The organism is Neorhizobium sp. S3-V5DH (assembly GCF_004343065.1).
In the GTDB taxonomy this organism is placed as follows: domain Bacteria; phylum Pseudomonadota; class Alphaproteobacteria; order Rhizobiales; family Rhizobiaceae; genus Neorhizobium; species Neorhizobium huautlense.
Window position 1 is genome coordinate 110,388 of record NZ_SMCL01000005.1, and the last position, 12,637, is coordinate 123,024.

At 58.7% G+C, this 12,637-nt stretch carries 9 protein-coding genes; 1 reads left to right on the forward strand and 8 read right to left on the reverse strand.

Features of this window, described 5'->3' with window-relative positions; translation table 11 throughout:
• Position 1 precedes the first annotated feature (1 nt).
• The 6 genes from EDE09_RS10400 to EDE09_RS10425 are packed head-to-tail and all read right to left on the reverse strand — an operon-like array spanning position 2 to position 8,143.
• Positions 2-1,060: a carbohydrate ABC transporter permease gene (locus tag EDE09_RS10400; RefSeq protein WP_112797680.1), complete on the reverse strand. Its 1,059-nt coding sequence runs from the start codon at positions 1,058-1,060 to the stop codon at positions 2-4.
• A gap of 2 nt (positions 1,061-1,062) precedes the next feature.
• The gene (locus EDE09_RS10405) at positions 1,063-2,058 is read right to left on the reverse strand and encodes a sugar ABC transporter permease (protein ID WP_132410234.1); all 996 of its coding nucleotides are present in this window, start codon (positions 2,056-2,058) and stop codon (positions 1,063-1,065) included.
• On the reverse strand, positions 2,045-3,166 hold the full coding sequence (gene ugpC, locus EDE09_RS10410) for a sn-glycerol-3-phosphate ABC transporter ATP-binding protein UgpC (RefSeq protein WP_132410236.1): 1,122 nt from the start codon (positions 3,164-3,166) through the stop codon (positions 2,045-2,047). The genes EDE09_RS10405 and ugpC overlap by 14 nt, the downstream gene beginning before the upstream one ends.
• Positions 3,167-3,184: 18 nt before the next feature.
• Positions 3,185-4,519 carry a glycoside hydrolase family 28 protein gene (locus tag EDE09_RS10415; protein ID WP_132410238.1) on the reverse strand — a complete coding sequence of 445 codons (1,335 nt, stop codon included), beginning with the start codon at positions 4,517-4,519 and terminating at the stop codon, positions 3,185-3,187.
• Positions 4,516-5,607, reverse strand: coding sequence for a glycoside hydrolase family 88 protein (locus EDE09_RS10420; protein WP_132410240.1), 1,092 nt, complete (start codon positions 5,605-5,607; stop codon positions 4,516-4,518). Before EDE09_RS10420 ends, EDE09_RS10415 begins: the two co-directional genes overlap by 4 nt.
• Before the next feature lie 16 nt (positions 5,608-5,623).
• Complete coding sequence (locus EDE09_RS10425) at positions 5,624-8,143, reverse strand: hypothetical protein (RefSeq protein ID WP_132410242.1); 2,520 nt, start codon at positions 8,141-8,143, stop codon at positions 5,624-5,626.
• 188 nt (positions 8,144-8,331) lie between these two features.
• Between EDE09_RS10425 and EDE09_RS10430 the strand changes: the two genes are divergently transcribed.
• A complete protein-coding gene (locus EDE09_RS10430; RefSeq protein ID WP_132410244.1) occupies positions 8,332-9,609 on the forward strand; it encodes an ABC transporter substrate-binding protein in 1,278 nt (425 codons plus the stop codon).
• 185 nt (positions 9,610-9,794) lie between these two features.
• Here EDE09_RS10430 and kduI read toward each other — a convergent pair whose 3' ends face one another.
• Entirely contained in the window at positions 9,795-10,643 is an 849-nt protein-coding gene (gene kduI / locus EDE09_RS10435; protein ID WP_112797692.1) for a 5-dehydro-4-deoxy-D-glucuronate isomerase, read from the reverse strand.
• An 82-nt stretch (positions 10,644-10,725) separates the two neighbouring features.
• Positions 10,726-12,579 (reverse strand): DUF2264 domain-containing protein, encoded by a 1,854-nt coding sequence (locus EDE09_RS10440; protein WP_132410246.1) that lies wholly within the window; start codon positions 12,577-12,579, stop codon positions 10,726-10,728.
• Positions 12,580-12,637 lie beyond the last annotated feature (58 nt).

Genomic DNA, 12,637 nt, shown 5'->3' on the forward strand with positions numbered 1-12,637 from the left:
GTCACTTCATTCCCGTGCCGGCGATGCCGGTGGTGATGTATTTCTGCAGAAAGAGGAAGACGGCAGTTACCGGCAGCAGGCTGAGAAACGTCATGGCGAGAATATAGTGCCATTGCACTGAGAACTCTCCCTGAAAGGCGTTGAGCCCCACCTGCAGGGTAAAGTTTTCCCGACTGCTCAAGACGATCAGAGGCCAGAGGAAGTCGTTCCATCGCCAGAGGACCGAGAATATCGCAAGAACCGCAAGTGCTGGGGCCGTAAGCGGCAGGATTATGCGCCAGAAGATACGGAACTCGGTTGCGGCGTCGACGCGTGCGGCTTCGATCAGCTCGTCCGGAATGGTCAGCATGTATTGACGCAACAGGAAGACGCCGGTCGGCGAGGCAATTGTGGGAATGATAATCCCCCACAGACTGTCGACGAGGCCGACTCCCACGACGACCAGATAGGCCGGTACCATGACGACCGTCAGCGGGATCATCAGTGTCGAGATGATCAGCACGAAGATCGCGTTCTTGCCGCGGAAACGGTATTTGGACAGCGCAAAGGCCGCCATAGCGTTGACGATCAACGTCAGAAGGGTCGCGACAAAGGTAACAAAGACCGAGTTTTTCAAGAAGGTCAGGAAGTCGAACCTGGTCAGGGGATCGGTGTAGTTTTCAGTCGCTGCGGTCAGTTTCTGGATGGGCGACATCGTCCTGACGTCGACGCTCACAGGTGCTTCCGGCGACTGCGGATCGACCATTTGCGCTTTGAGGCCGATGCGACGGACCATCGCCATCTCGCGCGTCTTGCCGTCTATGGTGACCGTCCAGAGGCTCAGCGGCTTGTCGTATCCCGGGACGTTCATTTCTACGGCGGTGCGCGGCAGCAGGGTAGGCGGAAAACGGGTGATTTCAGCAGCCGGTTTAAGGGAAGACAAACCCGCCCATGCGACCGGAACAAGAACGGCGAGGGTGCCGGCGATCAGCCAGAGCCAGGACAGGATGTCGGTAATCCCGATACGTCCGGGCCGACGGGTGCGGGTGAGAAAGCCGACCGGATTGAAGCCATGCGACATGATCAGGACTCCATCTTGCGGCCGAGCCGCAGCTGAACGAGTGTTAGAGCCAGAAGCACAAGTCCCATCAGCACCGAGGCTGCCGAAGCAAGGCCGAACAGACGAAGATCGCTGCCAAAGGCCATCTGGTAAATGTATTGCACGACGAAGCTGTTGGCCGTGCCGGGTCCGCCGCCATTCGTCAAGACCCAGGCTTCGTCGAAGATCTGCACGGAACGGATCATCAGCAGGATAAGCACGACCAGGAGGTTTGGCCCGAGAAGCGGAAGGGTGATGCGCAGGAGTGTGCGTCGCGGCGAGGCGGCGTCGATTGCTGCTGCTTCGTAGAGATCTTTCGGTATCGCCTGCAACCCGGCAAGGAGGATGAGCGTATAGAAGCCCATATGGAACCAGACGGAGACTACCACAACGAAGAAGCGCGACCAGCCAACGTCGAGAAGGAAGATTTCCGGTGGTACGCCGAGCATCTGCAGAAAGGCGTTGAGCAAGCCGTTGCGGTCCAAAAACCACTTCCAGATCAAGCCGATTACCACGGGTGACAACAGAACCGGATAAAAGAAGATCGCTCGAAAAAAGCCGCGCGCAGCAATGGCGCGATTGAGAATCAACGCGGTGATCAACGCCGCCATCAAGGTCGCCGCGACGTTGAAGGCGACGAACCAGAGGGTATTCCATATCGCTGTCCAGAAGAGGGACTCGCGGCAACTGCCGGGGCGCAGATAATCTTCACACGCAAGAAGCTGGCGGAAGTTGTCGAAGCCGACAAAGGGGCGATCGGAGACGAAGAGTTCCGTACCGCCCGTAAAGGCATATCCGGCGGCAATGGCGATCGGCAGGAAAGTGAAAATGCCGAAAAGGATCAGATTGGGAGCGAGGAAAAGATACGGCATCCGCTTTCGCCCCATAAGACCTTCCAAGGCGTTGACCGGAGCCTCGATGATCCCCATCAACAACTCGCCGAACCGTCCGATCATGTCTCTTCCCTTAAGCAACTGCATGGGATTCATCCCGCTGTTTGGCTCTACGCGGGATTGCCAGACCTGTTCCGGGATCAAAGACGTGCAGCCGCTCGGGTAGCGGCGCGATCCTTAGTCTGGAACCTGGGGCCGGCGAGAAATGCCCCGCTTGATGGATGATGATCTGATCACTTTGGCCCTCAAGCGTCCCATAGACATAGGTTTCGGTTCCAAGGCTTTCGTAATACTGGACCACGAAAGGCAAGCCGTCTTTCTCGTTGACCGAAAAATGCGCCGGCCGCACACCCGCCAGAACCGGCTTCCCGATCATCGAGGCGTTGGGCTCGATCCCCGCCGACCAGGTGGTGCCGTGGCCCATATCCAACGTCATGCACCCATCATGCATGCCGATGACGGTTCCCTTCAGCATGTTCATGCGAGGCGAACCCAGGAAACCGGCGACGAACAGGTTCTTCGGCCCCTCGAAAAGTTCGAGTGGTGTCCCGACTTGCTCGATCCGCCCGCTGTTCAGCACGACGATCTGGTCGGCCATGGTCATGGCTTCGACCTGGTCATGGGTGACGTAGATCATCGTGGTCTTGATGTCCCGATGCAGCTTGGTGATCTCCGCACGGGTCTGGACGCGCAAGGCGGCATCCAGGTTGGAGAGGGGCTCGTCGAACAGGAAGATGTCGGGGTTGCGCACGATCGCCCGCCCGATCGCGACCCTCTGGCGTTGACCGCCGGAAAGCTGCCTTGGTTTTCTGTCCAGATAAGGTTCGATGGCCAGCATGCGGGCGGCTTCGTTGATGCGGACCTCGATCTCGTCGCGCTTGAATTTCAGATTTTCAAGGCCGAAGGCGAGGTTCTTGCGCACGCTCATATGCGGATAAAGTGCATAGGACTGGAACACCATGGCGATCTTGCGCTCCGCAGGCGACAGGTGGACGACATCGCGCCCACTGATCTCGATCTCTCCTGCCGTGATGTCTTCCAGACCGGCTATGATCCTCAGGAGCGTTGACTTTCCGCAGCCCGACGGACCGACGAATACGACAAATTTGCCTTCGTCGATTGACAGGTTGATATCGTGCAGGACCGTGAGCGCGCCGAACGATTTACTGATATTGGTAAGCTTTAGATTTCCCATTTCCTGCTCCCGTCAGGTTCAGCGCGCCTTGTAAACGACTGGCTCTTCACTCCAGCCGATTGGCAGCGGCTCAGGTCGGTCGACCTGCATGTCGTCGATTGTTATTCCTTCAACGCCGGCGGCAAAGAGCACCGGCATTCCTCCCGGATAATCGACCATTCCGATCACGCGCCCGTCTGCCCCTTTGGTCCAGGCGTTCGCCCGGCCCGCCGCATCGGTGCTGGGCGCCAGATCGGCATTGGTCGGCCTCAGATCGTAGCAGAGGGCCGTACCGAGAGGCCCCATTTCTTGTTGGAGCCTGAGGCGTGACAGCTTCACATCCGTAATTCGGGCCTCCGAAGTCGAGACAAGCGTCATGGCGCCCTGCATGCTGCCTGAAAGATCCTCGACGATGAGATTCGAGACCTGTCCCGCTTGTCGCTCGGGCACTCGATCGACGACTGTTACAGTCAGGGCTTCGCCCGAACCCCAGAAGCCGTCGAGCGTCTCATGGCAATCGACCGCAATGCGGTGGAAGCGGACATTGGCGATCCGGCCGCCATCGCGGGAGAACAGCCCCAAGGCGCGGTTGGAACTTTGGACACGGCAGTCCTCGAAAAGAATATCGGAGAAGTCGCCGTAGGACTCCGTGCCGATCTTCAAAGCACAGCTGAAACTTTCGACGAGGCAGCGGCGCACGTGGATGTCAATGCACTCTCCGATCGCTCGACCGTCCGGGCGGGCGCTGGTTTTGAGGCATATGCCATCGTCTGCGGTGGAAATCACGCAGTCTTCAATGAGTGCATGGCGACAGGCGTCGAGAACGATGCCGTCAGTATTGGGAAGCCGTCTATTGTTGGATACCGTCAGACGCCTGACATGGACATCCACGCAATTTACCAGGTGCACCGTCCACATCGGGGAATTGCGAATTTCCAGTTCTTCGAGCCGGACACCTCGGCAATTTTCGAAGACCACGACACGCGGCCGCAATGGCGCTGGAATGAACGTGCCCATGTCGGGATCGTCGCCGGCGATGAAGCATTCACCGGCTGCTTCAATCCGGCCGGGGCCGGTCAAGCTGATATCGGTAGCGTCCTTTGCGACAATGATACCGCGATCCGATTTTTCGGCAATCACCGAAACGGTCGTCCCGCCATAGGCGTCATAGGAGGGGATCGGGCGCAGGATCGCATCATTCGCCAAATGAAGCTCCACCCCGGACTTCAGCCGCAGGCCGCGGGTCATGTGGACCCCTGCACCCAATTCGACGCAGCCACCGCTACTATCGAAAGCCTGATCGATCGCAGCCTGGATGCAGTCGGTCTGATCCTGATCGGAGGCATCAATGAGAAGGGCGGGGCGCCTTGTCATTCTTGCTCCTCGCCTTCGAGGAGCACTTCGGTCAACAACAGCATCGTGAGTGCCTGGCCGTAAGGGGTCGGCAGGTTTGGAATACGGCGATAGAATTCCAGGTTGTGCCCCATGGGTGTGCCGTCGGAAACGCCCTGCACAACGCCCTCGTTGTCGATATGAGCAAGGACGGCCGCCAACGCGTTTTCGGCATGTCGGCGGTCGGCCGCCGGCAGAATCCCCGCTTCGATACCGCGCAGGATTCCATAGGCAATACCGGCGGTTGCTGAAGTCTCCACCGGCGAGGTCGGGTCATCCAGGAGTGTATGGAACATGCCATCGGGCCGCTGGAGTTTCTTCAGCGATCGTACCTGGCTGGCCAGAACATTTGCCAGGAAACGCTTGTCCTTGCTGTTCAGCTCGGGAACCAGCTTGAAGAGCTCCGGAATGGCGACGGTAATCCAGGCGTTGCCGCGTGCCCAGAAGGCCCTGGCAAAATTGTGCCGGCCGTTAAAGGTCCAGCCGTGATACCAAAGCCCGGTCACCGGATCCGAAAGATAGCGGGCGTGAACCATGAACTGATAAACGGCTTCGTCTACCCAGTCAGGCCGACCCATGACGACGCCCGCTCTCGCCAGGAAGAGACAGGCCATGAACAATGTATCGTCCCACAGCTCGCCGTCGTTCGACCGCTCCTTTACGACATGCTGAAACCCCCCATCCTCGGTCTTTGGCAATGCGTGGACGAGCCAGTCCGCCCAATCCTCAACGAGGCCGCGAAATTCCGGCCTGTCGACATGCTCGATCAGGATGGCGAGGGGAAGCATCGGGGCCGTACTGTTGATCTGTCGTGGCGGCAGGCCGCGCGCGATCTGCCGCGCATACCAGTCTACGAGATCGTCTATGGCGAGCCGGTCATTGGCGGCAGAGGCGCGCCGTAGGAAACCATAGAGACCGACGCCGACTTCCCAATCCCATTCATCGAACTGGATACCGCCGGCATCCGCACCGACCAGACCTTCCTTTATGCCCTTGAGGCGGCTGAAAGCTTTCGCAACCAGATCGATCTTGTTCCTGAGAACGGGCTTGGTGAGGGGCATCGCATCCATAGGCTCAAAAGGTCCTTTACGCATAGAACGGGTGGTCGATCTGGTTTTCGGCCGCGCTGTCATAGGTGATGATCGGCTGGGGCTGGTCGTGGACGAAGGGTCGCGGCTGATTGCCGACGGTAAAATCACCGGAATAGGAAAGCACCAGCGCGGCGCGGCCGGGGGGCGTCAGGGAGAGCGTTCTGCTTGACCCATCGAATCTGACCTCCGTCCCCTTGATCTGTTCGCAAAACCGCTGAAATGCCGCAGCATCGCCGGAGCCGATTATGGCTGCCCAACCTGCGACGGAGCCTGGCGAACGCAGTTCCCTGCTCGCCGTAGGACCCTGTTCGATCAGTTGAAGTCCGTTTGTCCCATGAAGGGCCGCAAAACCTGTGCCGGCGCGCACCAATAACCATCCGTTGTCGACAATGACTTCATCAAGCCCATCGCGTCCAAGATAGGCGTGGGTCCACGGCAGGCGGGAGCCCCTCGTATCGGCAATCAGCAAGGCCACATCGCGATACTGCATGACGCGGGGGAGGATCCCGTTTCCGGCCCAATATGAAGGACGTTGGGTTCCCCATGGATCATCCTCTCCCGGATGATTGATCCAAAGCCGCGCCATCGGGTGGCCCGAAAGGCGAATGTCGAGCACGTGCTGCTGATGCCCCTTTCGACCGGTTTTGTGATCGACGACGGTGGAAAGCTGGGAGGAAGGGGTCTTGAACAAGACGAGCTTTGCAGGTTCGAGACCCTGGCTATACCGCGCCTCGATGCTGCGTGTGCCCTGGAGTTGTGCGTATTGGGCAAGATCGCGAGGGGGCCTATAGGAGCCAGCACAAAACATCGGCAGCGACGCAACGCCCCCATTCAGCCAACCTTCGCCAAAAGCGACCCTTGCAAAGGGAGCAAGTTCCGTCAGAGGCCCGGCGCGCAACTCCTTGTCATAGGCGCGCCCCTGCGAGCCGGCCGGCACTCCTGCCAGCGTATGAAGCGCAATCATGCGGAAGATGAGGTCCAGCTGACCGCGTGCTCTCGCGGCAATCTCAGGCTCGGCCCATCGCTCGAGGGCAAGCAGGCCGATGAAGTCGACCGGATAATATGCGGCCGAATTCCATTCCGCCAAACCGTCGGCTTCGACGCTGTCAAACCAGCGATGGAGGCGGGTGGTCGCCAGTTCGGCTTGTTGCCGGCCGGTCCGGCCGGATGCGGAAAACACGGTGTCCGGCAACAGCTGGCCAGCGATCAATTGGCTGGTGTGGAAACAAAGGACGTGGTTCTCACTCCAAAACCACATGACGTCGTTACCCGGCTCGTCCACCCAATAACGGTAAGCAGCAATGGATGTCCGAATCTTCGCCGCGGTCGATGACGGCAGCATCTGTTCGTAGGCAGCGAGAAGCCAGAGGAGGGGAACCATGGAGAAATCGGAGCAGTCCTCCCGCCGCTCGATGCTGGCGAGGGTGGCGTCGATGATCCGCTCCATGGCCTTCTCGTCGACCTCGCCAGATGCGGCCATTGCCAAAACGCGACCTATGCGGTCTGCCCCGTGACGGGCGCTGAAGGCGAGTGCCTCCTGTTTTCGTTGCGCAAGCGAGGGAGCGGCTTTCGGCGGCATAAGGTTGCCGATGAATGCCGCATCGATCTGGCGATCGACGATGGCTGTGCCGGAGCCGATCTTTACTCTGACGCCGTGATAGCCGTCCGGCAGGTCCGTGACGGTCTCGGCGAGGAGGGTGGACTGATGGGCAGGCAGGGTGAGATCGACGCTGGCGAGAATGGATCGGTCATGGCCGTGGCTATAGACCTCCAGATGGACCGGCACATCGAAATCGGGCGGGTTGTCGAAGATGATCTCAAGCGGTTGATTGACGAAGACATCTGCAGACGGCCGGATGCTGCGGGCAAGCGGCTCGAGCTGCCTTGCTGCGCCCCGGTCGACCACCGAGGGAAGGGCGATATCGAGGGGGCTGTCGCCACGCAATTCGAGCTCGAAGAACCAGATCGTGTCGCGTTCCGCAAGATCTTCGGTCAGAACCAGGATGTCGTTGCTGCCGGCTTTCAACACCAGCACGATATTGGTTTCGCTTTCCGTATTGCGCAGGAAGGGCTCGAAGCGCACCTGCTCTCTGCCGTTCACCCAGATCCTTACGCCACCGCATGTGCGCAGCCGCATGCTGACCTCTTGCGGCTGATCGGCAAGGAAGGTGCCGCGCAACCAGCGGCTTACATGGGTCGGCACATGCCAGAAGCCAGTAAATTCGACCCGTCGATTGGCGCCTGGAAGGCTGAGGGCCGCCGGCTGCCAATGCAAGCGTGGTTCGATGTGGCGTCCGACCATTTCCGCCCAGAAAGCTTTACGACAGGGCAGATCCCCGACATCCACGAAGCCATTGATGAATTTGTATCCGACACGATCTTCGCCCGGAGCAGCCTGACCCGGGAAGTAAGCCTCCGACACTTCCGACAGAATCCAGGCAGTGACCGTTTCGCCGGGTGAAACGCGATAAACGGGACGAGCCGGATGCCCGCTGTCAGATAAACCGTCCTCCACGGTCTTCTCCTATAATGAAAATATTTGCATTTATTTCTCGAAGGGCCACGGTTCTGATGCGACCTTCCTGAATTTGAGCAAAACAGCTTGACGTTTCCCTTGTCAAGCGTCAAAAATTAGAAATTCGAATACGGGATCTGATTGAGAATATCCCGGTCGGACGAAAATATTTTCATTGGGAGGATGAAATGCTGAAATTCCTATCGCAAGTCAGTGCCCTGGTAATTGCGACCTTCGCCTTGACGGAAGCGGCCTTTGCCGAGAGCAAAACGATCACCTTCTTGTTCACCGATGACGACCAAAGCTATGTCGAGCGGATGGCGGCGCTGAGCAAGGAATTCGAAAGCGCGCATCCGGACGTGAAAGTAAACTTCGTATCGTCAGGATATGATGCCGTGTCAAAGCAGCTGCCGGTTCAATTGGCAGCCGGAAAGGGGCCCGACATTGCCAAGATAACCGATTGGCAATTGGCGCCCTATTATCTCGACATGCGCCCATACATGAAGGATGCGGATTCTTACGCCAAGCTGCACGGCGCCAGCCTCGATCAGTTGCGGCTGCCGAACATCAACGATCCGAAATCCATCAACGGATACGTGGCGTCTCAGACGCTGAACCTGCCTTTCGTCAACAAGACGCTGTTCGAACAGGCGGGAGAACCACTACCAGGCCCCAAGGCTACGCTGAAGGAGATCGTCGAAGCATCCGCACGCGTGGCGAAAGCGACTGGGGCGCAGATTCCCTTCACCATGGACCGGTCCGGTCACCGTTTTTCCGGCGGGGCCTATTCCTACGGTTCCACCTATATCAAGGACGGCAAGTTCAGCTTTCCGGATGCGGCAGCAAAGAAATACATCGCCGACCTCTTTTCCTGGACACAGGACGGCAGCTTTCCGAAGGAAATGTGGGGCGCTGCCGGGGGATCCCAGTACAAGAACATGGGCGATGAATTCGTCAACGGCAATGTCGTGACCTATCTGGCGGGTAACTGGATGGTCAATCCGTTCCAGAAGAAGATCGGCGACGCCTTCCAGTGGACTGCGATCAATGCCCCGTGCGGTGACGCCGGTTGTTATGCCATGCCTGGCGCAACGGCAATCGTCGGCTTCAAGCGGACTGAGCATCCGGAAGCGGTTGCGCAGTTCATCGAGTTTCTTGGCTCTGAAAAGGTCCAGCGCGAAATCGCCGAAAGCTATGTGATCCTCACCGGCGCTGAGATCAAGGATCCGCAATACAAGATTTCCAGCGACGACGCGAAAGCTACCATGGCTGTTTTTCTGGACAACAAGAAGAACGTTCCCCAGGCGGCGCGCGAGTTTGAACGCATCAAAGGCGGCACAGCCATCTACCAGACGATCGTGCAGCGGATGAGCCAGCTCATCGTCGGGGAATTGAGTCTCGAGGACACCTATAAGAACCTTGAGGCAGACGTTGCCAAGATCAACGAGTCGCTTGCTGTCAAGTGACTCGGCGGAGGTGTCGGGTACCGATCACAGCCCGACACCTCATTCCATCTGCAGAGATCCTCCCGGAGATGGGCGGGGCGCGAATGCCCCGCTCATTTCTTTTATATTGCTGCAAAACGACCGGCAGTAGCGGCGTGCCACCCGCGCACTGCCGTTTTCCGAGTTCTGCCAGATTTCGATTAAGCCTATTTCAGGCTCTTCATGTCCACCATGTCCATGTCCGTGAAAGACTGGTTGTCTCCTGCCATGCTCCAGATGAAGGCGTAGGCGGAGGTGCCGGAGCCGCAATGGATGGACCAGGGCGGCGAGAGCACCGCCTGTTCGCTGCGGACAATCAGATGGCCCGTAGCTTCCGGTCGCCCCATCAGATGCACGACAAAGGCATTTTCCGGCAGATCGAAATAGAGATAGGCCTCCATGCGCCGATCATGAAGGTGCGCAGGCATCGTGTTCCACACACTCCCGGTCTCCAGTCGCGTAAGACCCATCAGAAGCTGGCACGTCGGCAATACCTTTGGATGGATATACTGGTAGAGCTTGCGCTTGTTGGACGTGGCGCTGTCGCCGAGATTGTTTTCGATCGCGTCGTTCTTGGTGACGATGCGGGAAGGGAACCGGGAATGGGCGGGGGCACTGTTGATATAGAATTTGGCGGGTGCCGTTGGGTCGACGCTTTCAAAAGTGATTTCGCGTGTTCCCTGGCCGAGGTAAAGCCCGTCCATCGGCTGCAGTTCGTAGGTCGTGCCGTCGGCGACGACGCGGCCCGCGCCACCGATATTGATCAGCCCGAGTTCGCGACGCTCCAGGAGGTGTTCCGAACCGACAATTTTTGCCAGGTCGTCACCCACGACCAGAGGGACGTTTGTCGGCATTGCACCCGCCACCAGCATACGGTCATAATGGGTATAAACGGCCTCGAGCGTTCCCGCCGAAAAAAGGCTTTCGATCAGAAAGTTTTCCCTGAGTTCCGCACCGGTCATGCGTTCAGATTGTGAGTAGTGAACGGCATGGCGCGTTTGAATGGTGGTGGTCATGTTCTTCCTTTCGTGTCGCAAGCAGAATGTTGTGCGCCGAAATTTCTTGTGTCGGACATCTCTTTGGGATCAGGGCGAACGCCTATTGCTCGAGTTTGAACGCGGGTATGGGTGAACCTTCTGATCGGAAAAGCTGTTCCAGTTCCCCGAGATCGGGGCATGCCGGCGGAGTCTGCAATGCCATTGCGGTATCGGCATCGAGAGGCAATGCCATCGCCGCGGTGGCCAGCACTGTCGTACCGGCTGTGATCTCGCCCTGCAACTGCGGCAGCAGCGTTTTGGCGTGGATGAGGTTGGTATTTGCAATCGGGGTCATTGCAAAGCCAGCGCGTTTCGGCCCGGGCGAAAGATCGATGATGGCGCTGATATCGCTCTGGCCATGCCAAATGGCGCGGCCGTCCGATTGTTCTGGCCGATCGCGATTAAAATCGGCCCGCTCGATCGCGAAGCCGCCCTCGACGGCGCGCAGTCGCCGCGGCGTCGCGATCCGGTGGATGCGAATATGCCAGGGATTGGCAGGGAGAAGCCAGGTTTCCACCGCGACGTCGGGCCAAGGCCGCCAGCGCGAGTAAAGTCGGTCGCCGGCGATCAGCGCCTCTTCCAATGTTTCTCGCATCCGGAAATGGACGCCGTCGTCGGAGAGGCCGAGCATTCCATCGAAGCTTGCGGCCGAAAAGTTCCGGTCGTCGGCTTCGATGTTGAAGGCATAACGCGTGGAATAGATGAATTTCGAATATTTCTCATTTGCGCCGCGCATCTTGTCATGCTGTTGGCCGGACGACAAAATCACCACATTGCCGGGTGTGTGCATGGCCACCATGCCCGGTTCCTTTAAGGGAACGGGCTCTGCAAACTCCGGCATGGGCGCTTCTTCAGCAACCCAGAACGGATGATCTTCGGGTAGCGCCAACGGCAGGAAGAACTTGAGCGCCCAGTAGGGAGAGCCGGCCGAATTGTAGCTTTCGCTCATAAGCAGGTTGGGATAGCCGTAGCCGATGGAAAGAACGCCATCGCGCTCGGCGATCGGCATTCTCGACCACCAGCGGATATGGCGCATGTAGTAGCCCTTGATCTCCGGCCATGGCAGCGCCTCGACATCGGCGAACGCCAGAGCGCCCCAAAAGCCGCCCGCTGCGAACCGGTAGGTCTGGCTGCGACCGAAGGCGAGCGCGGCGCCATCCGGCCCAAACCAGTGGCGGATATCTCCGGCAAAAGTCCGGACGCGCGTCCTGAAGCGATCTTTGCGCGCGTCGTCGCCTTTCGCCAGCACCGTATAGATCAGGCCGTAGAAATGCATGGCGAAGGGAATGTAGTGATCAACCCGCCGCACCGGCCCATCCCGATACCAACCTTGCCCGATATCAAATGCCTCGAGCTCATCAAGATAGGTCTCGGTTTTCGTTCGATCGAAATCGATGCCGACCCGCTCGAGCCCAAGGTCGATCAGCACCCGGAAGAACTTCCAGTTGTTGTCGACGAATTCGAGGTCTCGGGCACGCAGGAGATAGGCTGCCACGGTTTGCTGCGCGGTCTCGTCCAACGGGCTCCAGATATATTCGGGTACCAGTGCCAGGGCAAAGCTGATGGCAGCCAGTTCCACCAGTCTCTGATTGCGGTCGGCAAGGTCCCCCCAATATTCGGGGTGGCCGGGATCCGTCCCGTTTGCGAGACCGCGCCGATAGAGATCCCAGTGCGGGAAATCACCGCCTCCGGCGACAAAGGGCACGATACCCCAAAGCGGGCGGGCAAAACCCTCGAGATCAGCTGCCGCCCGATCGAATATCGCGCCCGCCGCATTGAGGCGCACGCGTGCGCCTCCTTCCGAAAAGTAGGGTAGGAGTGGCTTGAAAAGGTCAATGACGGCCCGTGAAACGTCGTCGCGGCTCTTTAAAGGGTTGCCAAAAAGCGGATTGGATTGGGCGGGATTGTAAATCAAAATCAAAATCCGGGAAGTTTCAGGAAAATGGCCGCAGGCGAGGAACTGCCCGCGGCCA